Origin of the sequence: Desulfobacula sp., assembly GCF_014237455.1 — a bacterium.
In the GTDB taxonomy this organism is placed as follows: domain Bacteria; phylum Desulfobacterota; class Desulfobacteria; order Desulfobacterales; family Desulfobacteraceae; genus Desulfobacula.
Genome location: NZ_JABZFL010000004.1, coordinates 56335 through 81866 on the forward strand (window position 1 = coordinate 56335; position 25532 = coordinate 81866).

19 protein-coding genes and 1 pseudogene are annotated in these 25532 nt (G+C 41.0%); 7 read left to right on the forward strand and 13 right to left on the reverse strand.

Translation table 11 applies throughout. The features are described from left to right. Window positions 1-135: 135 nt before the first annotated feature. From ilvB to HGJ91_RS01055, 4 genes are read left to right on the forward strand one after another with little or no spacing between them, the layout of a single operon-like run. Window positions 136-1827 carry a biosynthetic-type acetolactate synthase large subunit gene (ilvB, locus tag HGJ91_RS01040; protein ID WP_291345824.1) on the forward strand — a complete coding sequence of 564 codons (1692 nt, stop codon included), beginning with the start codon at window positions 136-138 and terminating at the stop codon, window positions 1825-1827. Window positions 1828-1854: 27 nt separating this feature from the next. Beyond that, window positions 1855-2349, forward strand: coding sequence for an acetolactate synthase small subunit (ilvN, locus tag HGJ91_RS01045; RefSeq protein ID WP_291345843.1), 495 nt, complete (start codon window positions 1855-1857; stop codon window positions 2347-2349). 38 nt (window positions 2350-2387) lie between these two features. Continuing rightward, window positions 2388-3983 (forward strand): citramalate synthase, encoded by a 1596-nt coding sequence (cimA, locus tag HGJ91_RS01050; RefSeq protein WP_291345825.1) that lies wholly within the window; start codon window positions 2388-2390, stop codon window positions 3981-3983. Window position 3984: 1 nt separating this feature from the next. Then, the gene (locus HGJ91_RS01055) at window positions 3985-5529 is read left to right on the forward strand and encodes a 2-isopropylmalate synthase (RefSeq protein ID WP_291345826.1); all 1545 of its coding nucleotides are present in this window, start codon (window positions 3985-3987) and stop codon (window positions 5527-5529) included. A gap of 57 nt (window positions 5530-5586) precedes the next feature. Here the strand turns inward: HGJ91_RS01055 and HGJ91_RS01060 are convergent, their stop codons facing one another. The 6 genes from HGJ91_RS01060 to HGJ91_RS01085 form a co-directional block, all read right to left on the reverse strand. After that, window positions 5587-6624 carry an adenylate/guanylate cyclase domain-containing protein gene (locus HGJ91_RS01060; RefSeq protein ID WP_291345827.1) on the reverse strand — a complete coding sequence of 346 codons (1038 nt, stop codon included), beginning with the start codon at window positions 6622-6624 and terminating at the stop codon, window positions 5587-5589. A 2-nt stretch (window positions 6625-6626) separates the two neighbouring features. Beyond that, window positions 6627-10007 (reverse strand): response regulator, encoded by a 3381-nt coding sequence (locus tag HGJ91_RS01065; protein WP_291345828.1) that lies wholly within the window; start codon window positions 10005-10007, stop codon window positions 6627-6629. A 33-nt stretch (window positions 10008-10040) separates the two neighbouring features. Further along, window positions 10041-11216 carry an ABC transporter substrate-binding protein gene (locus HGJ91_RS01070; protein ID WP_291345829.1) on the reverse strand — a complete coding sequence of 392 codons (1176 nt, stop codon included), beginning with the start codon at window positions 11214-11216 and terminating at the stop codon, window positions 10041-10043. Window positions 11217-11232: 16 nt separating this feature from the next. Continuing rightward, complete coding sequence (locus HGJ91_RS01075) at window positions 11233-12354, reverse strand: ABC transporter substrate-binding protein (protein WP_291345830.1); 1122 nt, start codon at window positions 12352-12354, stop codon at window positions 11233-11235. 331 nt (window positions 12355-12685) lie between these two features. After that, the gene (locus HGJ91_RS01080; RefSeq protein WP_291345831.1) at window positions 12686-13528 is read right to left on the reverse strand and encodes an MBL fold metallo-hydrolase; all 843 of its coding nucleotides are present in this window, start codon (window positions 13526-13528) and stop codon (window positions 12686-12688) included. 3 nt (window positions 13529-13531) lie between these two features. Continuing rightward, on the reverse strand, window positions 13532-13669 hold the full coding sequence (locus tag HGJ91_RS01085; RefSeq protein ID WP_291345832.1) for a hypothetical protein: 138 nt from the start codon (window positions 13667-13669) through the stop codon (window positions 13532-13534). A gap of 235 nt (window positions 13670-13904) precedes the next feature. Between HGJ91_RS01085 and HGJ91_RS01090 the strand changes: the two genes are divergently transcribed. Then, window positions 13905-14354, forward strand: a complete 450-nt coding sequence (locus HGJ91_RS01090; RefSeq protein WP_291345833.1) for a DUF2147 domain-containing protein — start codon at window positions 13905-13907, stop codon at window positions 14352-14354. A gap of 1 nt (window position 14355) precedes the next feature. Here HGJ91_RS01090 and HGJ91_RS01095 read toward each other — a convergent pair whose 3' ends face one another. The 3 genes from HGJ91_RS01095 to HGJ91_RS01105 form a co-directional block, all read right to left on the reverse strand. Further along, the gene (locus HGJ91_RS01095; RefSeq protein ID WP_291345834.1) at window positions 14356-16335 is read right to left on the reverse strand and encodes a molybdopterin-dependent oxidoreductase; all 1980 of its coding nucleotides are present in this window, start codon (window positions 16333-16335) and stop codon (window positions 14356-14358) included. A 23-nt stretch (window positions 16336-16358) separates the two neighbouring features. Continuing rightward, window positions 16359-17771: a transferase gene (locus HGJ91_RS01100; protein ID WP_291345835.1), complete on the reverse strand. Its 1413-nt coding sequence runs from the start codon at window positions 17769-17771 to the stop codon at window positions 16359-16361. 153 nt (window positions 17772-17924) lie between these two features. Beyond that, a complete protein-coding gene (locus tag HGJ91_RS01105) occupies window positions 17925-18251 on the reverse strand; it encodes a cupin domain-containing protein (protein WP_291345836.1) in 327 nt (108 codons plus the stop codon). 115 nt (window positions 18252-18366) lie between these two features. Between HGJ91_RS01105 and HGJ91_RS01110 the strand changes: the two genes are divergently transcribed. Beyond that, the gene (locus HGJ91_RS01110; protein WP_291345837.1) at window positions 18367-20322 is read left to right on the forward strand and encodes a peptidase U32 family protein; all 1956 of its coding nucleotides are present in this window, start codon (window positions 18367-18369) and stop codon (window positions 20320-20322) included. Here HGJ91_RS01110 and HGJ91_RS01115 read toward each other — a convergent pair. The 3 genes from HGJ91_RS01115 to HGJ91_RS01125 are packed head-to-tail and all read right to left on the reverse strand — an operon-like array spanning window position 20317 to window position 23600. Beyond that, complete coding sequence (locus tag HGJ91_RS01115; protein WP_291345838.1) at window positions 20317-21141, reverse strand: universal stress protein; 825 nt, start codon at window positions 21139-21141, stop codon at window positions 20317-20319. The two genes, HGJ91_RS01110 and HGJ91_RS01115, sit on opposite strands and share 6 nt — an antisense overlap. Window positions 21142-21171: 30 nt before the next feature. Continuing rightward, window positions 21172-22899, reverse strand: coding sequence for a chloride channel protein (locus HGJ91_RS01120; RefSeq protein ID WP_291345839.1), 1728 nt, complete (start codon window positions 22897-22899; stop codon window positions 21172-21174). A 26-nt stretch (window positions 22900-22925) separates the two neighbouring features. Further along, window positions 22926-23600, reverse strand: a complete 675-nt coding sequence (locus HGJ91_RS01125) for a PTS sugar transporter subunit IIA (protein ID WP_291345840.1) — start codon at window positions 23598-23600, stop codon at window positions 22926-22928. Window positions 23601-24284: 684 nt separating this feature from the next. On the opposite strand from HGJ91_RS01125, the gene aroD reads away from it, so the two are divergent. Then, window positions 24285-25055, forward strand: coding sequence for a type I 3-dehydroquinate dehydratase (gene aroD, locus HGJ91_RS01130; protein WP_291345841.1), 771 nt, complete (start codon window positions 24285-24287; stop codon window positions 25053-25055). Here aroD and HGJ91_RS01135 read toward each other — a convergent pair. After that, window positions 25052-25532 (reverse strand): annotated as a pseudogene (locus HGJ91_RS01135) (hypothetical protein); the annotation flags it as partial. The gene aroD and the pseudogene HGJ91_RS01135 overlap by 4 nt on opposite strands.

Genomic DNA, 25532 nt, shown 5'->3' on the forward strand with positions numbered 1-25532 from the left:
TTATTATCGTGGAGGTCATTATTATTACCTCCAGGCGACGGGGCTCTTAGTGGCATAAACCTTAAATCAATTTTAAAAGCCGTTATCAGCCCCAGGGGGGCAGATAGCGGCTTTTTCAGTTTGGAGACAGACAAAATGAAACTTACAGGTGCCCAGATTCTTATCAAAATGATTAAGGCAGAAGGAATTGACACAATTTTCGGATATCCGGGCGGTGCTGTCATTGATATTTATGATGCGCTTGCAAAGGACAATGGCCTTCGTCACATCCTTGTCCGTCATGAACAGGGTGCTGTCCATGCAGCCGATGGTTATGCAAGGGCGAATAATTCTGTTGGCGTTGCACTTGTCACTTCCGGCCCCGGAGCCACCAACACGGTGACAGGAATTGCATCAGCCCACTCAGACTCCATCCCGGTTGTTGTGTTTACAGGTCAGGTCCCAACGGCACTGATCGGAAATGATGCATTCCAGGAAGTGGATATCGTGGGCATCACGAGGCCCTGCACCAAACACAATTACCTTGTAAAAAATATGGATAAACTGGCGTCTACCATTAAAGAAGCATTTCATCTGGCAAGATCGGGAAGACCCGGCCCTGTTCTCGTTGACCTGCCAAAGGATATTCAGAATACCCAGGTTGATTTCAAAGAACCAAAAACAATCTCTTTGAAATCCTACAAACCCAATTATAAACCCAATAAAAAACAGCTCCATAAAGTGGTTGATCTGATCCGGCAGGCCAAAAGACCGGTTATTTTTGCCGGAGGTGGTGTTATCCTCTCCCGGGCATCTGCCGACATCACCCGTCTTGCAAAAATAGCAGATATTCCTGTCACTGCATCCTTGATGGGCCTGGGGGCATTCCCGGGGTCAGATCCCCTGTGGCTGGGAATGCTGGGCATGCACGGCACCTATCGGGCCAATATGAGCATTGGCCATTGCGATCTTATGATTGCCGCAGGTGTCCGCTTTGATGACAGGGTTACCGGAAATATTGAAAAATTTGCACCTGAAGCCAAAATTGTTCAGATTGATATCGATCCCACCTCTATCCATAAAAATATCGAGGTCCAGTGCCCCGTCGTGGGGGATTGCAAAGCTGCCTTAAAAGGAATCATTCAATTGATGGAAGGCAAAAACCCGGAAAATTTTAAAAATGGCCGCAGGGAATGGCTTGAACAGATCGAAGAATGGAAGAGTACAACCCCGCTAAAATATGAGCAGGATAATGTTGTGATCAAACCTCAATTTGTCATAGAAAAACTCTATGAACTGACAAAAGGTGATGCCATTATCACAACTGAAGTCGGGCAAAATCAGATGTGGGCGGCACAGTATTATCACTTTAACAAGCCCAATCATTTTATTACATCCGGGGGGCTGGGTGTCATGGGTTTTGGATTGCCTGCTGCCATTGGAGCCAAAGCCGCCTGCCCTGACAAGCTGGTGGTTGATGTTGCAGGAGACGGGTCCATCCAGATGAATATCCAGGAATTAATGACGGCTATTGAATCAAAGATAGATGTTAAAATAGTAATCCTTAACAATAAATATCTGGGCATGGTGAGACAATGGCAGGAACTATTCTATGAGAAAGTCTACTCTTCCACCAATATGGAGAATGCCCCTGATTTTGTAAAACTGGCTGAGGCTTACGGTGCAAAAGGGTTAAGATGCACCCGGCCCGATGAAGTGGAATCCACTCTGTCAGAAGGCCTTAACTATGAAGGAACGGTTATCATGGAATTTGCCGTGGACAGGGAAGAATCCGTCTATCCCATGGTTCCGGCCGGTGGTGCAATCACGGAAATGCTTCTGGTTTAATTTAAAATCTTAAAAAGGATGTGTATGATGAAAACAAACAGCTACCTGCTTTCCATCCTCGTAGATGATGAACCAGGCGTTCTTTCAAGGATTGCAGGCCTTTTTTCAGGACGGGGGTTTAACATTGACAGCTTGAGTGTGGCAAGCACGGCAGAGCCTGATGTATCAAGAATTACCATGGTAACCAAGTGTGAACCCCATATCATTGAACAGATAAAAAAACAGCTTCACAAGCTGATCAATGTCATTACGGTAAATGATCTGACAGATAAAAAATATGTTCAGCGGCAGCTGGCATTAATCAAGGTAAATGCAAAATCTGAAAAAAAAGCAGACATATTAAGAATTGTCGATATTTTCAGATGTAAGATCGTTGATGTGGGTCTTTCCCACTACACCATAGAAGTTTCCGGAGACAGTGAAAAACATGATGCGATTGTCTCATTATTAAAACCCATGGGGATCATTGAAACAGCCTCCACAGGTTCCATAGCTCTGGCAAGGGAAAATGGGAAGCATTAATTTAATTAACAGGTAAAAACCGATAAACAGGACCAACAATGGAAAAATCACTTTTATACGATACCACGCTAAGGGATGGCATGCAGGGAGAAAACATCTTCTTCTCCCCTGAAGACAAGGTAAAAATAGCCAGACGTCTTGATGAAGCAGGCATCCATTATATTGAAGGCGGATGGCCCGGATCAAACCCGGGCGCCCAGCATTTTTTCGAAATGGCAAAAGATATGGAATTCAAAAATGCCAAAATAGCCGCTTTCGGTGCCACCCGGCATCAGGGAAAAACCTGCGATCAGGATGCCAACATCCAGGCACTATTAAACAGTGAAGCCCCTGTGATTACCATCTTCGGGAAATCCTGGGATCTCCATGTCGAGTCCATCATGCAGAATACGAAAAAAGAGAATCTTGCCATGATCAAGGAAAGCATTTCCTATCTCTTAAGCCGTGGCCGGGAAGTCCTCTATGATGCCGAACATTTCTTTGACGGGTATAAGGCCAACCCGGACTATGCCTTAAAAACCCTTGAGGCAGCGGTTGAGGGAGGGACAAAATGCCTGGTCCTCTGCGACACCAATGGCGGATCCATGCCTTGTGAGATTGATACCATTACCAGAAAAGCGCTTGACTATTTCAAGGAAAATTCTGTGCCGGATCTTATCTTCGGCATACACACCCACAATGACTGCGCCATGGCTGTGGCCAATTCAATCACAGCGGTTCATGCAGGCGTTACAATGGTTCAGGGAACCATTAACGGTTATGGCGAGCGGTGCGGCAATGCAGATCTGACCGCCATTATCCCTATCCTGGCCCTGAAAATGGGCCGGGATTGTATCAGCCACGAAAACCTTGAAAAACTGCGGAACCTCTCACGGTTTATTTCTGAAACTGCCAATGTGCCGCCTGTTAATTCGAGGCCCTTTGTCGGTAAGAGTGCTTTTGCCCATAAAGGCGGAGTTCATGTGAGCGCTATTATGAAAAACCCCAAGGCCTATGAACATATTTCTCCGGAACTTGTCGGAAACAAACGACGTGTCATTGTTTCCGAACAGTCCGGCAAGAGTAATATCAAATACAAAGCCAAAGAACTCGGGGTTGATCTGGGTAAGAATGGTAACATTGAGCACCAGATCGTATCCAGCATCAAGGAACTTGAAGATTACGGATTTGAATTTGATGCAGCTGAGGGCTCTTTAAAACTCATCATGGAAAAACTAACCGATCAGTTTGTCCCCCATTTTGAGCTGGAGTCCTTCAGGGTAGTGATTGAAAAAGACAAGGAACGCCCCTGCTACTCCCATGCCATGATCAAAATCAGGGTAGACAATAAGACTGAAATTACTTCTGCTGAAGGTGACGGGCCTGTCAGTGCTTTGGATAATGCATTAAGAAAGGCGCTGACCACCATGTTCCCAAAAATCAATGACATGCATCTGGTTGACTTTAAGGTCCGTGTCATTGACGGAATGGATGGAACCGATGCAAAAGTACGTGTTCTGATTGAATCACGGGATGAAAACAATATTTTTTCAACCATCGGTGTTTCAGAAGACATTATAGAAGCAAGCTGGCAGGCACTGGCCGACAGTTTTCAATATAAACTCTCATTAGACAATAAAAACAAGGCAAAATAAAATGACAACAAATGATCAAATTATTATTTTTGACACCACATTAAGAGATGGAGAACAATCACCCGGAGCAAGTATGAACCCGGCTGAAAAACTGCGAATTGCCACCCAGCTTGAAAAACTGGGTGTCGATGTGATTGAAGCAGGATTTCCTGCCGCATCAGAGGGTGACTTTGAGGCGGTCAAGGCTATTGCCCAAACCCTTAAAATTTCCCAGATTGCAGCGCTTTGCAGGGCAAGTGATGATGATATCAACCGGGGCTGGGAAGCCATCAAAAATGCAGTCAACCCAAGAATCCACACCTTTATCGCCACCTCTGAACTGCATATGAAGTATAAACTTCAGATGGAAAAGGAAGCGGTTCTGGAACAGGCCATCAAATCTGTTCAGCTTGCCGCATCCTATACAGATAACGTGGAATTCTCAGCAGAAGACGGGTCAAGATCCGACCCTTCATTTTTATGCAAGGTGTTTGAAGCGGTTATTGATGCAGGCGCCACAACAGTCAATCTCCCGGATACGGTAGGATACGCCATCCCGGAAGAATATGGTGAGCTTATTAAATATGTCATTAAAAATACACCCAATATGGATAAGGCCATATTGAGTGTCCATTGCCACAATGACCTCGGACTTGCCACATCCAACACCCTTACCGCCATAAAAGCCGGGGCAAGACAGGTTGAAGTCACCATCAACGGTATTGGAGAAAGGGCCGGGAACACTTCTCTTGAGGAAGTGGTCATGTCTCTGAATACAAGACCTAATTTTTTTCCCCAGACCACATCCATTGATACCACAAGGATTTATCCCACAAGCCGTCTGGTCAGTATGATCACTGGAATTCTTGTGCAGCCGAACCGGGCCATTGTAGGCGCCAATGCCTTTGCCCATGAAGCCGGTATCCACCAGGACGGCGTATTGAAAAATCCCATGACCTATGAAATCATGAAACCTGAAACCATCGGCCTGGCTAAAAACAACCTGGTCTTAGGAAAACATTCAGGACGTCATGCCCTCAATTCCCATATCCAGGAAATGGGATATGATCTTTCCAAGGAAGAATTGAATACGGTTTTTGAAAAATTCAAACGCCTGACTGACAAGAAAAAAAGCATTCAGGATGAAGACATCGAAGCGTTGATCAACGAAGGGGTATTAAGAAGTTCTGAGGTCTTCAGCCTTGAATATATCCATGTATTGTCCGGCAATACGGTCTTTCCAACCGCCAGTATTCAACTGAACATCAATGGACGCCCGGTCCAGGGAGCGACAGAAGGAAGCGGTCCCATTGATGCGGTATACAATATTATATCCAAGCTGACCGGAACCAAATCCGAACTCTTAAGATTTACCATCTCCGCTTTGACCGAAGGAACGGATGCCCAGGGCGAAGTAACAGTCCGGCTGCAGGAAAACGGTATCGTAGCCCTGGGAAAAGGGACTGATCCGGATATCATTACTGCCAGCGCTTTAGCCTATATAAACGGTCTCAACAGATTGGAATATTTAAAGGAGCATCCGGTTGTAAGACCTGAAAACCTTTAAGGTTTAAAAAAACAGTCAGCGTTAATGAAATGATTTCATTTTGATAATTTTTAAAATTCAGGCGGTCTCTTTTACCTGATAAACTATAAGTTTTTCTGAACGTCCCTTTACTAGAACAGAAGGCTGTTCAATCAATTTATAATCATGGATTAATCTGTCATAAGTCTGGTTGCTGATAAGGATATCAGCCTCAAACCTTTTACAAAGATTTGCCACACGAGAGGCCACGTTCACCGTGTCGCCAACCAGGCAGTATGTTTGCCGTTCCTTTGATCCCACAACTCCAGCCAGGGCAGGACCGGTATGTATGCCTATGCCGTGATTGAGTTGAGTTTGTCCGGATTCCCGGAATTTGGAATTGAGTTTTTCCAAAGCTAACCGCATCTCCAAGGCTGACTGGACAGCTTTTTCAGGATGCTGCTCATTCGGGAAGGGTGCGCCGAATACAGCTTCAATCTCATCTCCCACATATTGTAAAACCACACCACCAAAATTTTGTATGACTTCGGTCATGGAAGCATAATATTCATTAATCCTTGCAAAGACTTGTTTAGGATGATTCTGTTCTGCAAATCCAGTAAAATCTCGAATATCAGAAAAAAGTAGGGTTACATTTTCCATAGTTCCCCGGGTATTAAGCCGCCCACTTAAGATAAGCTCTGCCACAGAAGGATGGACATGCCTTCCAAAAGCATCCTCCACCTTCTTGCGAATTTTTTCCAGTGTTAAATGGGTTTTGACACGGGCTCTGACAATCGGAGGGCTGAATGGTTTGGTAATATAATCAACAGCTCCAAGTTCCAAGCCTTTTGTCTCATCTGATTCATCAGATTTAGCCGTCACAAAAATAATAGGTATATTTTTCGTGCTTGGGTCTGCCTTAAGCCTTTGGCAAAGCTCGTAGCCATTCATTTCAGGCATCATAATATCCAAGAGTATAAGGTCGGGAAGATTTGTTCTAATGTCTTCAAGCGCTGATACCCCGTCCATTGCAACGCTCACTTTATAATCGAAGGCAAGTGTTTCAAGAAGGATATCAATGTTTGCCTTAGTGTCATCAACCACCAAAATTCTCATTTTAGATAAATCAAACATTGCTATTCCTTTATATTTTTAATCATTTCAGATATCAGGAATTGTGCTTTTTTAAATTTGTATTCCATTATATATTGATGTAATTCATCTATATATTTATCATTTTTTTCAGACCAGGAGAAATTCATTGCTTCCTTTATAATCTCCTCACTGGGTTTAGGTTCACGGTTCAAAATATAAGGTTCCAGCTTTAATAATAATTGCATTAAAAAATCAGGTCTGCCTGCCTCCTTTTTATCGACTTCAATCTCCCTATCCGCTGTTGAAATTACTATAACTTTTATGGAGTCAATAACTATTTTGAGAGCGTTGTTGAACTTTTTTAATATAGTGATTACTTCTGAATCTTTTTCAAATTCCATATGAGTTTCCAGCTCCAGTGCGGCCTGCGATAAATCATTTGCACCTATACTTCCTGCAAGACCTTTGATGGCATGGATCAAGTTTAAAACAGTTTTTTCTTCCTTTGTTTCAACAGCTTTTTTTATTGTAATAGCTGCATCAGCATACTCGTCATAAAATTGAATTAAAATTTTCTTATAAAGCGTTTCTTTACCAAGGGTTCTGGATAAGCCTTTTTTTATATCTATCCCTGGCATATTCTTGAAAAAATTTATTTTATTTCTTTTCTGTCCCAACTCTTTTTCTACAGACCAGGGGTTTAAAAGACTACTATCCTGTGGTTTAACCCAGGTCAAAAGAGCAGAAAAAAGTTCGTCAGGATCAATGGGTTTGGTTATATGCTGTACCATTCCTGCTTCTAAACTTTTTTTCTTGTCACTGGCCATGGCATGGGCTGTCATTGCAATGATGGGGATCTTTTTCAATCTATTATTTTTCAAAATCAGTTTTGTCGCCTCATAACCATCCATTACAGGCATCTGGATGTCCATCAGAACGACATCAAATAATTGACTGGTAACCATGCCCACTGCTTTTTGACCGTCATCGGCAATGGTTACAATAAAGCCTGTTTCTTCAAGAATCTCCCTGGCCAATAACTGATTGATTTTATTGTCTTCGACCACAAGTATGTGGGCTCCCTGTATGGTTTCTAACCTTTTCAGTATTTTCTTATCAGGTGTTTCCTGTCCCACAAGTTCAGGTGTGGTAAAGCAAAACGCCTGCATGATTGAATCAAAAAGAGCAGACGGACTAAACGGTTTGAGCAGAAAACCTTCCATACCCTTTTGGTCAACCTGTTGAAAAATTGTCTCATGACTGTAAGCAGTGGCCATGATAATTTTTGGAATTTTAGAGAGTTTCGGATGATGCTTGATTTTTTCAGCCACCTCTATTCCATCCATATCAGGCATTTTCCAGTCCATTAATACAAGCTCATAGGGTTGATATTTTAAGGCGTTTTCCAGTTCTCGAAGACCTTGTTTCCCATTTTCAGCAAGACTGACTTCAAAACGGAAGGCCTCCAGCATATTTTTAAGAATACTCCTTGAAGTTGCATTATCATCTACTACTAAAACCTTTAAGCCTCTGAGATCCACGGGGGAGGTTAGAAGATTTTTAGCCTTTTGCATGCTTTTTTTGAAAATCGCTGTGAACAAAAAAACAGTTCCTTTACCAAATTTGCTTTCAACGCTGATGGTTCCTCCCATCATTTCAATTATTTTTTTACAGATAATCAGACCCAACCCAGTGCCTCCATATTTACGAGTTGTGGAAGTATCCGCCTGGGTAAAAGGTTTAAATAGCCTGGTTATCTGTTCCTGAGTCATTCCGATCCCAGTATCCCGAATCGAAAACTGCAATGTTATTTCATCATCAACCTGTTCTATAACTTTAGCTGTCAGAACTATCTCTCCTTCTTTTGTAAACTTAATGGCATTGTCGCAAAGATTAACAAGAACCTGACCCAACCTCAGGGAGTCTCCAACCATAAAGAAAGGAACATTGGGGTCAATATGAAAAAGCACTTCAAGATTCTCTTTTTCACGAGTTTTGGTCATTATAATGTTGATAACATTCTCAAGGGTCTGGGTGAGATTGAAATCTGCCTGTTCAATGTCAAGCTTGCCAGATTCTATCTTGGAAAAATCAAGGATATCATTGATGACACCCAAAAGGGATTTAGCAGAAAGTTCAATCCGCTTAAGATAATCGTATTGTTTAGGGCTTAAATCAGTTTTCAGAGCCAGGTAGGTTGTCCCGATAACCGCGTTCATGGGAGTCCTGATTTCATGGCTCATGTTTGCCAAAAAATTGCTTTTTGCCTGGGTAGCTGCTTCTGCAGCTTCTTTTGCTATTTTAAGCTGGTTCGCTTGTTTTTTTTCAGTGATATCTTCTATGATACCCTCGTACTGCAACATATTTTTATTTTCATCATAACTAACATGAAGATTTATTGCCACGTCAATGACCTTTCCTTCCTTCTGATAAAATTGGGTTTCAAATCCTTTCACAGACCCTTTTTTTTTCAACAAATTCTGTAGTTTTTTTCGGTCCTCATGATTTACATAGAGCTGGGACTGTATATCAGTGATGGTTTCTATGACTTCTTGCGGTGAAGAATAGTTCAGGATTTTTGCAAATGCCGGGTTAACTGTTAGAAAACAGCCCTTGCTATCTGTAGTTGTCTGATAAATACCAATGGTGGCCTTTTCAAAAATACTCCGGTATTTTTCTTCTGCTTTTTTTATTTCCCCTTGGCTTTCATGAAGTTCTGTGGACATCTCATTGAATGCGATTCCCATTTTTCCGATTTCATCCTTAAAAGGTAAATTTACCATCTCACCCAGATTACCTTTCTGGATTTTATTTAAGGCATTTCTAAGCAGAAAAACGGGTCTTGTAACAAATCGTGATAGCATTAAATTAAGCAGACCGGATATGAGAACAAGCGTTGTCAGCAAAAGGGTCATGAAAATCAGAATGGACAGCTTTGTCTCTTTGTTTAACTCTTCAAAATCATAATAGATTTTCAGTGTTGCGATTTCTTCACCGATTACTTCAATGTTGCGAGAATAGATTCCAAAGAATTTTCCTTTATAGGAAAAGGTCATAAATGAATCAACGCCGGATGATGAGGTTATTTTTTTGTCATCCAGGTTTTTAGAAAAGGTATTATTCGTAGATAAAAGAAGACTGCCTTTGGGCTCATAAATCGCTATGGCCGTGATCCCTTCAACTTTTTGGATCTCTTTAAGCGTTAAGTTGAGTGCTCTTGTCTGTTTAGCATAGATTTCATTGGCAAGGTCTTCATATTTTTGTTGAAAAACTGTATCAAGGAGCAGGGCCACTTTTTTTTCATGGGACTTGCGCCTTTTCAGTTCAAATGGATATAGAATCGCCCCAAAAATAACGGCGATCACAAGACAAGTGATGAAAATTGCCACATTTATTTTAAAACCAAGGCTTTTATTTCTCATTTTTTGGCATCTCGGGATAATTGTCTTAAATTTTCAGGGTTCTAAAACCTTGAGGTAATAAGGTTTCCCTTTTCTTATTTCCATAAATACGGCGCTTTTATCGGGATCACCTCTTTTATTAAAAGTGATGGTGCCTGTAACACCTTTAAAGTTACGGGTATCTGCAATGGCCTGTTTGATTTTTTTCCGGTCAAAAGACCCGGCACGTTTAACAGCATTGGCTAAAAGCATCACTGCGTCATATCCCAGTGCAATATTGGCCGCTGAAATTTCGGAACGGATATATTGTTGAGTGAAGGTATTTGATTCTTGAGTATCAAGTTGAGTAGACCAGTGGGTGCTATAATATCCCTGTTTTAATTCTTGACCTCCCCTGGATAGGAATACCCGGGATGCCCAGCCGTCTCCGCCCAGAAAAATGGATCGAGCTCCTGCCGTCTGCAATTTTCTTGCAATTTCACCACTTTCATCATGACCCGGAATAAAGATGACATCCGCATTAAATTTTACGGCTTGTAGAATTTCTTTTTTTAAAAACATTTGTTTTGGCTTATAGTCCAGTTCCAGAACAACCTTACCGCCCATTTGTTCGAAATTAAGCCTGAAAATTTCAGATAGTTTAAGACTGTAATCACTTGCGACATCTATAAAAATAACAGCGGTCTTTGCATTTAAATCCTGTCTGGCAAACTTTGCAAGAACCTTTCCCTGAAGCGCATCGGTAAAACAGATTCTGAATATGTAATCTCCGGTTTTAGTGACTTCAGGATTGGTGGAAACATTCGATATCATGGGAATTTCCATTTGTTGAGCAATTTTTGCAACCGCAAGAGAATGGGAGCTCCAGGCAGAGCCTAAAATAGCAACTGCACTGGATTTAACCGCTTTGGCCGCAGCCAGACTTGAGCCGATAGGGGTACTTTTGTTGTCAAATTCCAATATTTTTATTTTTCTACCAAGAATACCACCCGTTGCATTGATTTCATCTACACCGTAATAAATCCCTTCAAGTGAAAAAGAATTATTCTCGGCAGCTATGCCTGTCAAGGCATAAATTGCGGCGATATCTATGGTTTGTTTCCCAGAGGCAGGGCTGTTTAAAAAGAACATAAGTATGCAAATTAGAATCAAAACACGGCTGTTTCTATGTAGGAGCCGTTTAAAAAAAATCATCATGTTTCTGCAAGGGTGCCCCTTTATATCAATCATAGTCATCTCCACTATGCTAGGGTTTGATAGCCTTGTAGTATATTTTTCGGCCATTTTCCAGTTTCAGTATGATGACCTCCTTTCCCTTGGGATCACCGTAATCGTCAAAAGTAATTTTACCAGTTGCACCTTGAAATGCATTTGTCCGGGCTAATGCATCACGTATCTTTAAACTGTCGAAGGAACCGGCGCGCTCAATAGCATCTGCCAGAACCATGACCGCATCATAGGACAACGGTGCACTTGTATTGGAAATATCCTTTTTATGCTTTTGTTTATATAATTTTGAAAGGTGGATACTTTTTTCAAATTGAACATCCTGATGCCATGGGGCGGAATGGTAACTTCCGTCAACAGCTTTTCCCCCATATTTATAAATTTCAGCCCAGGCATCCCCTCCAAGAAAGGTTGATTTTAAACCGATGGATTTTGCCTGTTTGATGATAAGACCGCTGTCCCTTATATATCCCGGTATATAAACCGTATCAGGATCAAGCGCTGCTGTTTTTTTCAGCAGATTAGTAAATTCCACAGCCTTTCCTCTATAGGTTCCCTCCCAGAGGACCTTGCCTCCATTTTTTTTGAATGCATCTGCAAAATATTCACCAAGCGTTAAACTATAGGCTTCATCCACATTCTTTAAAATAACAGCAGTCCGGGCCTTAAGGTCTTTGTAAGCAAATTTGGCCATGGCAGCGCCCTGGAAGGAATCTATAAAACATATGCGGAATATAAAGTTCCCTATTTTAGTGACTTTGGGGTTTGTGGAAACAGGTGTTATCATGGGGATGCCTTCCTGTTGAAGGATGGGTGCTGCCGCAAGGGAGTGGGAACTCAACCCGGAGCCCACAACTGCTACAACTTCAAGCTGGACAGCCTGTTTTGCAGCCATGGTTGATCCGATGGGCGTGCTTTTATTATCAAGAACGATCAACTCCAACGGCTGCCCAAGTACCCCCCCATTGTCATTAATTTCTTCAACCCCAAGTTCAATCATTTGAATATAGGATGCATTTTGTACAGAAGCAATTCCTGTTTTCGCAAATATAGCTGCGATTTTGACAGGTTCTGATGCAGTGCAGGTCATTGTAAGCACACCGAAGAACCACAAGAAACTGATAATTATTATTTTTTTCATAACATTACCCCTCCCATTTTTGATTAATGGTTCAAAATTTCAAAATCAAATAGTATAAAATATTTGAGAACAAAAAACAGAAACAGAACTAATTGAGTTTTATAGGACAGCAGACTGATCTAAGGGTGAATTTCAATAACCCATACATTAACAGTCTGCCTGTATTATTGTCAATGTGTAAAGATTAACAGAAATCGGATCGAGATTACCTTGTAAAGTTTTTTGCCACAATAGTATTGCTTGTTCATACTGTTCAGAAAATGCGTAAGCCCAGGCCAGGTTATTCAAATTCATCGCACCACCCTGAAAAAATGGCTTGTCCACTATGGACTCAAAATTCCATTACTTTTCCGACATGATTAAAAAAGAATCGGTCTTTGAAATGCTGCATCAATGCCATGGATGCCGGCATCCCCGTGCAATGGGACACACCGATATGCGCGACGTTGAATTCCTCGAGTGCCGCAATGGTCTGTTCGAGCTGGTCAGGACCGGCACGAAAAAGATGGGTGCCGCCCACGACTGCATGAACCCTTTCTTCGCCTGTAATTTTTTGGGCATGCTGCAGGGTGTTGATCATGCCATGGTGGGCACATCCCAGGATGACTACCAGCCCTTTGGAGGTCTTTACCACCAGTGCCTGGTCATCGGGAACCGTGTCCATTTGATATTCCCCCTCGATTTTAACAAATAAATTTTTATCAATGGATTCAAATGAGGTCTGCAGGGGCACCTCTCCGGTAACAACAATTTCATCTGTGATCCATACAGGTTCCCGGCTCAGTGTAAATTTGGCACCAAGATGTTCCAATTCCTCTTTTGAATAAGGGATGCCGATATAATGCATTTCACTGCCGACGGGTTCAGCCCGGGAGGCATATTTGGATGCCCAGGCTTCGGGGTGCAATATGACCTGTCGCTTTGCATCTAATATCTGAAGAAGGTGGCGAAGCCCGCCCGTGTGGTCTTTATGGCCGTGGCTGAGGACAATACGGGTAATCTGGTTCAGGTTGATGCCATTTTGGATGGCATTGCGTATCACAGAATCCGTGCCTCCCGTATCCAGGAGGACGGCCTCGTCTTTGTACTGGACAAGGATACTCAGGCCCCATTCGGCGACATAGCCCACTGAGCCGGCCAAGTTATCACATAGTGTTGTTAAACGTACAGTCATTCATTATCCTTTCATCATTAAAGAGGGCAGAAAAGTGACGATCTGCGGGAACGCAATCAGGACCGCCAGGGTTAAAAAATCCATGAGCAAAAATGGGATAATCCCCTTGAAAATGATCTGCTCTCTAATTTCAATATCCACTATAAATTATCTGACAAATTTTGGATAGTATCTTTTATCGGAAAATCATAAAATATATCATATTGTGGGTAAATTATAACTGACCCTGACGATTTATTGCCAAAACAGCAAAAATCCCTTATCAAAGGTGAATATTTCAGTATTATAACGCTTTTTTCTTGACACAAAAAAAACAGGGGGCTAAGAACAATAACGGCGTTTATCTTTTCAATACTAACTAATTTGGAGACGAATTATGAAAAACATGGTTAAACTTACTGCCTTATCGATTCTTTTTTACTTTTGTTTTATTGCCTTAAGCTTTGCCCAGGACGCTTCCATTGTCGGGAAGTGGAAAACCATTGATGATAAAACCGGAGAACCCAAATCCATTGTACAAATTTATGAAAAGGATGGGAAATATTTCGGCCAGATAAAAGAATTGTTTCGAAAACCCGGGGAAGATCCTGATCCTGTTTGCGATAAATGCCCGGATGATGATCCCCGAAAAGACCAGCTGACAAAAGGAATGATCATTATTAAAGACCTTGTTAAGAAAAATGATAAATACAGCGGCGGCAGCATACTGGATCCTAAAGAAGGGAAAATCTACACTTGTACATTATGGATTGAAGAAGGCAAGCTTATGGTCAGAGGTTATATCCTCTTTTTCTACAGAACTCAGACCTGGCACAGGGTTGAATAAATCAGCTGATTTTTTCAATCGTGCAGAAGCTGTCATAATAAGCCGCCTGCTTACCCATATCTGAAATCACAGATTTTGTCAGATAATTCACAGCACCGCTTTTATGCCAGAACCCCTGGTAAATAAAAGCGGTGTTATCACAAATGGCGTTATCAATACATAACCTTACCTTTATTTTTGCTTTCTCTCCTTTTACAAACACATAAGATTCCTTTTCAACGGCAAATTCTTGGGCTGTTTTCCGGTTCAAGTACACTTTTGGCACTTCATCATTGAATGCAAACCCTTGAGAATGCATGGAATCAATCGTATGACAGGTCAAAAGCCTTAAGGGGAACTGATCGTTTCCGCAGCTGGGTTCTATAAAGCTTGGAAGCGGTGAAAGCCCATCCTGTAACGCTTGTTCACTATAAAGTTCGATTTTTCCCGAAGGCGTTTTAAAAACTTTATCTTCCCAGGCAATTTTATCTGTTTCTATTCTTAAATATGCACCGGGCAATTGGGCAAACCTTTTTCCAAGCTTGTCCAGAAAGGGTTGCGCACTCTTTCTCAAATACGCTTCGGAATCCTTGAATCCAAGATTTTTCATTCCGATTTTTTCTGCCAGTTTCAGGTAAAATTCAAACTCAGGCATAAGCCCTTCAGGCGGATCAACCGCCTTTTGTGAATAGTTTAACACAGGAGAATACATAGACGTCGCGAAAAGATCATCCTGCTCAAATACAAACGCTGCCGGGAGAACAATATCGGCCTGTTTAGCGGTATCTGTCATGAAATGATCAAACACAACCTTAAACTCAATACGGGGAAAATTTCTGATTGTTTTTTCAAGATCAGGGCTCTGGGTCAAAGGATTTGCACTTGCAACAAAAATGGCTTTGACAGGCGGATCATTTGCAGCCTCTAAAAACTCTCCTAACTTTCCCACCGTAAAAACTCGTCTGTTCTTTGCATATATCCCGCTTTTCCTGTCCAAATCATAGAGGTACGGGCTGATGGATCTTGCTGCATAGTTAACACCGCAGCCTTTTTTCCCTATTTTACCTGTAACGGCTGCCAAAGCATCAATACATCTGATATTGTTTCCGCCATTGTGGTAACGCTGCATGCCGAACCCGATATAGATGGATGCTGTTTTTGATCTAGCATATTGCAATGCCATGGCCTCGATGGTTTTGGCACTGATTCGGGTAATCTGCTCTGCTCTTTTAAGGTTAAACTCGGATGCATATGCTTTGAACCGGTTGAACCCCAGAACATATTTTTCAACAAACTTTTTATCATGAAGATTATTTTCAATAATTGTATTGGCCATGGCAAGGGCAAGGGCGCCGTCTGTTGAAGGCCTGATCCGGATATAGTCATCAAATGCCTTGGCAGTTGCTGTTTTTACAGGATCAATAACAATAATACGGCTGCCCTTTTTCTGGGCCTGTTTAAGCAATGTATACAAATGGATACTGGTGTATTTAGGATTTCTGCCCCACACAAGAATGGTATCGGCGTTTAAAACATCATCCGGAAAATGCCCTTTGGAACTGCCAAAATCATATTGCTGTGCTGCAATCCCAGCTCCCCAGCAAAGGCTTCCCCGGGGCTGCGTCACTCCGCCAAAACAATTGAAAAATATACTTTGAATCCTGTTTTTAAGGCCACCGTATCCATCACTGGTGTAATTTAGAATAGCCTTTGTTCCAAAATCCTGTTGAATGGACGTAAGTTTATCAGCAATTATATCAAGGACTTCTTCATAAGAGGCTTTGAAAAACTGATCGTTTTTTTTAATAAGAGGATGTCTTATCCTGTCCGGGTGTACCATCCTTTGAACAAGATCTTTTCCCTTTTTACAGGTAAATCCCTTTGTAACAGGATGATGAGGGTCCCCTTCAAACTTTATAATTTGTCCTTGTTCAACTGTGACAACAAACCTGCAAAGATCACAACAGTCCATTGGACAGGAAACACTGACTTGTCTCTTCACTGAATCCCTCTTTTTTAAAAAAATTACGGCTTAATTCGGATAGAAGGATACAACCCATTATGCTCCCCTGTTCTATAAGGCTGAATAATATTAAAGGATATATTCTGGTCATCCTGAGCATGACCCCGGTCTTCGCCTTCGTGAAACAGGGCACCATTTGTTAATAAAATCTGATTGATTCTTCTCCGAAAAGCATCAATAAAAACAGAGCCCTTACCAGTGAAAACCATTTTTCCTATTCTCAGAGTATCTCGTACTTCAGCAAGATCATCCAGTGCAATCGTATGATTTTTTATATCCTCCCCAGAACCGATAAATCCCCAGATCAGGTGTTCATCCGGTATTTTGATAGGGGCATCAGAATCTATGATGGTGTGTGGCATCACAATACATCCTTCCCCAATTTTAATTCGTGCATCGGGTTTTCCATTTAAAAATGAATTAAACCCGACAAAGGTTTCCCGACCGATATCTGAATAGATTATTTTCCCACCATGAGCTGTTATACAGTTTTTCGAAAGATTTGAATGAATAATATAAGTATTTTCCTGGGCATTGGAACCATCTCCCATTACAGCATTATCCAAAAAAGCCCGCTGAGCGACCAGAACATTTTCACCGATGTTTATTTTACCCTGAACCAAAGCATATCTATTGACTGCAGAGCTATCCGGGGCTTTAATCGGTTCAAGATTCATTACATCAAATAGCTTTTCATAATCATGCTCCCGTTCTTTAACAAAGTCATAGATAATTCCACGGGGCTGGGATGAAGAATTTACCCCGACAAAATTATCCAGAATATCGTTTCTAAACTTATATTTAAACTCAAAATTCTGACTTCGTACCCACACCGTTCCGGGATCAATTTTTCTATGGAAAAGCTCACCTGCCTGCACATATGCAAATTCACCCACAATGCAGGAATGAAGATTCATAAGATCCACAGTTGCAAAAGGGCCTAAAAAACAGCCCTCAAGAGTTGTCCCGTGAATATTGACGTAATGAGCTGAGATGGTATTGTGAATACCAAATTGTTCGGGACTCTCAAGATTGTGGGAGTTGGAGTGAACAAGAGTTTTATACAGAAGACTATCCCTGATTGTGATCATTTCATCTTCAACAAGAGGAATGTCCTTTGCACAACGGATATTGTCCCCCTTTCTTTTTAATTCATCTCCTCTAACGTCACTTTTATAAATGGCAGATCTTCCCACATAACATTTTCCAAGGAAATAGCTGCCAGCAACATTTGAATTTTTAAAATGAAAATAAATAGGATGATGGGATGTAATTCCATAAAATGCATAAAATTTCAACAGTTTCTCATAATCAATGGCATTTTTTACGAAACCCTCGGTATCAAATTCAAACTCGTTTAAATTAACATTCACACGACTGATAATTCGATCAATAAGTTGCTTCATCTGTTTCATGGTTATAATCCTTAATTATAAAAAAAATTCTAAATATTATTCAATAATTTAATAAACAAAAAATCCATACCATAGAAATATATAAGAGACAAGAGTATAAAGCTTTCAAATATAATTCATAATAGCTGTTTTATCGAATGGGCATGCCACCCCTTATTGGGGTAGATAATCTTCCCGTAAAGGTGAAAACACTTCTATTATCACCGAATTTTCCATGATTTCGGCCCGGTGTTCGATATCTCCTTTAATAGACCATGTGTCGCCGGGTTCTGCAAGGAAGACTTCCCCGTCAATAAACAATTTTATTTTTCCCGAGACCATGAAACCCGTCTGCTCTTGGGGATGGGAATGTCTGGGCACCACACTTCCTTTTTTTAAATGAAAACGTGTCAATAAACTATTTTCACCATATACAAAGGTTTTCATTTCTATCCCGTCAATGGGTGTCAAGAATCCTTGAGGATCATACTTTGCAAACATATGTTTTTTCCTTTACCTGGTTTTGTTATCTTGATTTGCATTTTCATTATTTTGACAAATTTCACCAAAATTGCAATACTCCTCACTATTTAAATTAAATTGGATAAAAACTTATATGAGCATAAATAATCCCAAAATCCTTGCACCGGCAGGTGATAAAAATTCTTTTCTTGCCGCCATTGCTGCAGGTGCCGATGCAATCTATTGCGGCCTTAAAATATTTTCCGCACGCATGGAGGCCCAAAACTTCAGTATCGAAGAACTGACAAATTTAGCAAAACTTGCCAAATCCAGACACATCGACGTATATATTGCATTTAATTCTATTATCAAAGAATCCGAACAGGAAAAAGTCTTTAAAATTCTTAGCAAACTCTGTAGATTTGTTGATTTTGATGCCCTGATTGTTCAGGATCTTGCTATGCTGAACCTGGCTAAAAGAGCCGGATTTAAAAAAGAATTTCACCTTTCCACTCTTGGCAACTGCACATTCCCTTCCGCCTTGAAAACTTCAAAACAATTGGGATTCAAAAGGGTTGTCCTACCCAGAGAATTTACCATTGATGAAATGAAAAGGATGGCCCAAAACACCCCCGAAGATATCGAACTTGAAGTGTTTATCCACGGGGCGCTGTGCTACAGCATTTCAGGGCGATGCTATTGGAGTTCATGGTTTGGCGGAAAAAGCTCTCTTCGGGGCAGATGTGTTCAGCCCTGCAGGAGAATGTATAGCCAGAAAGACCACAAGAAAAGACATTTTTCATGTATGGATTTTTCTGCTGATGTACTTGTAAAAGTATTAAAACAAATCCCTCAAATAACGACCTGGAAAATTGAAGGCCGAAAAAAAGGCCCCCATTATGTTTATTATACGGTTAAGGCATATAAGTTATTACGGGATGACCCAAAAAAGAAAAAGGAAGCTCTTTTATACCTTGATTATGCCATGGGAAGAGAATTTACCCATTATAACCTTTTATCCCAGAGAATAAGGAATCCTTTGGACCACTCCTCGGAAACAGGCTCCGGACTCTTTGCAGGAAGGATAAAAAACCCTGCAGCCCCATATTTTATTACAAGAGAAGAGCTCTTCCCTTCAGATCTTCTAAGAATCGGGTTTGAAGATGATCAATTCCATACCATTCAAAGAGTCACACGGGCTGTGCCTAAAAAAGGGAAATTTTATTTAGGCAAACACTCTAAATTTAAAATTAAAAAAGGGGCGTCTGTTTATATCATAGACCGGAGAGGACAAGAACTTGCCACGGTTATTAAAGCCCTTGATGATGAACTTTCAGGCATGGAAAAGGCTTTAATCCGGCCTGTTGAAAATAAATACAAGGTCTCTTGCTTCCGAAAAGCTATAAAATCAAACAATAAAATCAAGGAACTTACTCTTTTGAGGGGTAAACTTCGACAAAAATACGCTATTAGCGAGACAGGTGTATGGATTTCAAGTCAGGGATATTCTGCTCCCCCCTCAGCCAGGAACTGGTTATGGCTGGACCCTGTTTTGTTTCCGGATGAAGAAAAAATATGTTCCGAGTATATAGCTAAAGCCATAAAAAAAGGTGCGAAAAACTTTGTCTTAAATGCCTTCTGGCAAATTTCTCTTTTCAAAAATCCTACGCAATTAAATATCTGGGCAGGACCCTTTTGCAATATCACTAACAGCATGACGGTAAATCTATTGAAACCATATGGATTCTCCGGTGCCATTGTCAGTCCGGAGCTTGATCAGGAGACATTTTGTTCTCTGCCCAAGACTTGTGACCTGCCCCTTGGCATCGTTATTTACGGCAACTGGCCATTGGGTGTCTCAAGGATCATTTCTGAAGATCTTAAAACAAACCAGGCATTTACAAGCCCTAAGGGTGAAACAGCCTGGATTTCAAAACACAACAAAAATTATTTTATCTTTCCCAATTGGTATCTGGACATAACGTCCAAAAAAGAAACGCTTCAAACCGCAGGATTTTCACTCTTTATCACTATCCATGAAACCATACCCCGGGGAATTAAAATAAAGAACCGGCCCGGCCTCTGGAACTGGAACCTCAAACTTTTATAATGATACCGTGCAATAGGGTCCGGTAATTAAAAGGTTATTCGTCACAGTTGACTGGATCTGCTCCATTTTACTGCCAAGCAGAAGGTCCTTGATAATTCCATGCCCATAAGCTCCCAAAACGATTAATGAATTATGGGGAACATCATACAACATGGTATCAAAATTCGATTTTTTATAAAAATGCCATTGTTTGGATAATTGGCTGACAGGGGCGTCAAGCCCCTCCTTTTTTATCAAATCTCTATAATAGACTTCATCCTTTTCCAGCAGCGTATAGATATCCAGAAAAAGCCCTGAAGACATGGCGATTTTCAGCCCTAATTTCAATGCAGTCAATGCATTTTTAGAACCGCCAAAGAAAACAGAAATACTTTTCCAGGGTTTAAATACCGGACTTGTAATTAAAATCGGGAATGTGGCATGTTTGATGATTCTCCTGACCTTTGGCCCGATATGGCCCAGGCCGATTTTTGAAGACAGGTCGCTGACAGACCTTGGACAGCACAAATAATCAATATTTGTGGAAATATCCGGTAAAGAGGATGCGGTAAAATTTTTTGGCTCGTAAAACATGGGTTTGACGCCCATTTCATTAAACAACTCTTCGGCATGACTTTTTGCGGTCGCAGGTGTCGTCAAGTATGAATGATCCAGATCAACCTGAACGGCATCATTGGAAAAATACATTAAAAATTTATCACTTTTTGGAATGTAAACAACAGGGTATGCATTGATCATCTTACAAAAATATAATGATTGAAAAAATGTCTCCCTGCCAAAGGGTGTATTCCTAAAAATGTGAAGTAATTTATAATTCATCTTCTCCTCCTTTATCTTTTTTTAAAATTTTTATTGGACACTGGTCTGCATAATCAGTTCCCTGCGGTATAAGTCCAAAATCCTGGTTTTTGATATCATACCGATAAATCTGTCATTTTCCACAACCGGTATACTTTCCATATTATCAATATCCATCATGTCCAGGACTTCTTGTAAATCATTTTCCAAAGAAGCTGTTATCACGTTGGTATCCATGATCTGGTTTAAAAAAATCATATCATACATTCCAGGATCCAGAGCATATTTCCGGATAGCGCTGATTTGGATAACACCTTTATAGTCACCGGTTTCATCCTCAATCACAGGATAAAAATTCTGTTTAGATGTTTTTAGAATCTCAATAAATTTTCTGAACACCATATTTTCCGAAACCTTGATAAACTCAGTCTGAATAAGTTCACTGATATTTAAATCAGACAGAATTCTTGCATCAGTACCCGGTCTTAAAAACTGTCCACGTTCTATCAGTTCCTTAAAATAAAAGGAAGCAGGCTCTATATAGTGACTCATGGTGGATGAGATGGAAGAAACAACAATTAAAGGGAGAATTGTCTCATAGCCGCCTGTAATTTCAACAATCAGAAAAATCCCGGTTAATGGTGCCTGCATGACCCCGCTGATAATTCCGGTCATCCCAAGCAGTGCATAGGCGCCTTCACTGGCACATCCGATCGTCGGGAATAAAAAAAACAGTGCTTTATGGAAAACGATTCCGGTAAGGCTTCCAATGAGCAGGCAAGGCGCAAATATCCCCCCTGACCCCCCCCAGCCCAATGTCATGGAGGTGGCAAAAATTTTAGCAAAGATCGCCACAAAAGTAATAAAAATACCCATTGAAAAAGTGCCGGAAATCATTGACTGGATAAAATGGTATCCCTCTGCCAGTACCACCGGCATAAACATCCCGGTTATCCCGACTATGCATCCGCCAATAACTGCACGAACCCATAATGGAAAAGGCGCTTTTTTAGCAAGCTTCCCTGTCTGCCGTAACGTTTTTGTAAAGAGAACTGAAATCATGGCGGTAACCAATGCAAGACAAAGACTTGCCATAATATCAGGAAATCCGACATTGAAAGGCTGGTGGAAAAAAAGAACCTGCTCGGGAATAATGGCCTGGCTGACCTGTGCTCCTGCCACTGCAGCAATGGCAATGGGAATAATATTAACAAATTTCCATTCCCCTAAGATAACCTCAATGGAAAAAACAAGACCTGCAATGGGGGCATTGAAAATAGATGCAATGGCGCCTGCTGTGCCACATCCCACCAGTGTAATCCGCTGTCGATCATTTAAACCAAGAAATTTGGCAAGACTGGAACCAATGGCTGATCCACTCATGACCACCGGCGCTTCCGGGCCGGCAGACCCCCCGCTTCCAATGGTCAAAAAGCTGGATATCAACCTTGAATAACTCGACCGAAACCGTAATAATCCGCCATATCGTGAAACCGAATAAATGACTTCCGGCACACCATGCCCTGCCCCTTCCCTGGCAATCTTTTCAAGATAAAGAGAGGACAAAAGTGCCCCGATAGCCGGAAAAATAAATGCCCACCCATAGTGACGAAACGGGTGAAGCCATTCAAGAACAGATTCAAGAGATAACCGCAAGGCCACAGCGGCAAGGCCACTGCAGATCCCAGCGATGGAGCCGGCAATGATCAACAGCAGTCTGTCATCCAGATGAAACAGTTTCTGGTATAAAATTTTATACCCATTTTTTATTGTAGACATTTAGCTTGGCTGCTCCATTGCATTTTCTATATCGGGTTTGCCTTCTGAAGAATCTCAATTTTTTCAATCAGCGCAATAGGATCAGGTCTTGATTTTAAAAAATTTGTAAACTGATTGTCTCTAAGACAAAATGATAAAGCAGATAACAAGTGCAAATGCATTTTAAGCTCAGGACATAATATAAAAAATAATACGGACACGGGCTGGTTGTCCAGTGCCTTGTAATCCACTGGATTTTCAAGGAAGCAGATTGAAACCAGAGGTTCCGTTAAATAGCCCAATTGCTCCCTTGGATGAGGAATGGCAATCCCGTTTCCAATACCGGTTGAAAGTGCCTTTTCCCTTTCAATCAATCGATCAAGGAGATCTGTTTTAAAATCATCCGGTATGTTGGTAATTTTTCCAATAGCGGATTTTAAAACACTGTTTACATCAGTTCCTTGAATATCAAAAAAAACACCACCATTTTGGACTGCCGCAGATAAAGGAATGACTGACTTTATATCTTTTTGAATCGCATCTTTATCCGAAAAATTCAGTCTGATATTATGCTTGGATGCCCATTTTTCCAGTTCTTTTGTATCAAACCGGTATTTTGCGCCTTTTTGGGAAACTGGCAGTTTTCCCTGCCGTATCCAGCGTTCAATGGTATTCGGGACAACGCCCAGGTGTTTTGACAAATCAAAAACAGATAACTCCATTTATTCTTCCTTAAATAATAATAGCGAAAGCCAAAATAACTATTTTGCCAATGTCGGTTTACGCTTATCAGGTACAATTTGGATCAAGCCTTCCGGAGAAATCTTAGAAAAGATCAGACCAGGCTGGTCAGGTGTTGTTCCAGACATTTATCATATTTTCATACATACACATTATCGGCCATTATAAGCTGCTTAATTCATAACCTTTTTTGGCCTGTTATAGAACGAACTGACAGGAATGACAACCTTAAAAATTTTACGTGAATCGCAATAGACCGTTCCAGTTTAATTTTTCCCATATATTTTAATTTCAAGTCTGAAACTTAAAAATCCGTCCATACTACATCTGGTATCCTGATAAATACTCAAAAAGCCCGGACTGGTAAAAGAATCGCTCGTTAATTTATAGGATTTGACTCCTGGGCGATTATACCATAAAGACTCGGGAGTAAAAAGGCATCCAGCAGGAAATAATTTTCATATTTCACTCTCCAATTTTCGTGTTATAGTGGTTTAACTCGGTCTCCAGTTTTTTTAGGGAGCTTCATATTGCATTTTCTCCTTTCTTGAGCTATCAATGCTCAAATTGGAAATTTATAAATATAAAACTGCCAAATCATATTTTTTATGAGATGGCCGAACAATGTATTTGCTAAATAAAAAAGATATCAAAGGGTAAATGGGATGAGACCTCAAAGCAAAAAACCTGTTATAGTGAAAAATAAAATCATCGGTGGGGATATCCCACTTGTTTGTCTGCCTATAGTTGCAAAAGATAAAAAAGATCTGTTACTCCAGGTAAAAAAACTGGCTTTACTGGATCCAGATCTCTTGGAATGGCGGATTGATGGATATAATAATGCTGAAAACATTGAAAATAGCCTTGACGCTTTAAAGGCTCTTTGCATTAAAATCAGTCCGATTCCGCTTATTTTTACGTGTCGTATTGATTCAGAGGGCGGGATACAAAAGATATCCCGTCAATCTCGGTTGGAATTATTAAAGGCCGCTATTAAAACAGGACTGCCGGATATCGTAGATATAGAACTATGTAATGACAAAGATTTTATTGAATCTATTATAGAGACGGGCAGAAAATACAATGTAAAAGTAATGCTTTCCTTCCATGATTTTGAAAAAACACCGAAAGAGGGGTTCATTTTGGAAAAGCTGGTTCAGGCACAGAATTGGGGTGCCGATATAGCGAAAGTTGCAGTTATGCCTCAAAGCTACGAGGATGTTCTCTTCCTGATGAGTGCAACCCTAAGTGCAAGAAATAAAAAGCTTGATATCCCCCTAGTGACGATGGCCATGGGAACCGAAGGCGTTGTCTCCCGGATTGCCGGGGGCGTTTTTGGCTCGGATATTACCTTTGCCATTGGAAAAAGCGCATCAGCTCCGGGCCAAATACCAATTAAAGAGCTTCGACAGGCGATGTCTGTTCTCTATGGTTAACCTTTTACTGTTATTTCTTCCAAAGTTTCGACGACTGTTGCCTGGGATACCCCCTCTTCAATGAAAACGTCTCCAACATCACGCATGAGGACAAAATGAAGGCGATCTCCACTTCTTTTTTTGTCCCTATGGATAGCCTTAATGATGTTCTGTGTATTCACCATTGCGGGTATTCTGACCGGCAGCCCTGATCTTGTCAGTACCATTTCCACTTTTTGTTGTAAATTATGTTCACAATATCCTAATCGCGCAGATAAATTTGAAGAAGCAACTAGACCCATGGCCACAGCCTCACCGTGCCGTACATTGTGATTACTTGCCTGTTCAATAGCATGAGCAAATGTATGCCCTAAATTTAACAAGGCTCGACGACCTTTCTGAAAAGGATCTTCCTGGACTATGTGTATTTTCACCTGTATAGCCTGAGCGACTAAATCTTGGAGACCGGAAAGGGATGGCTGAAATGACTCTTCCCCC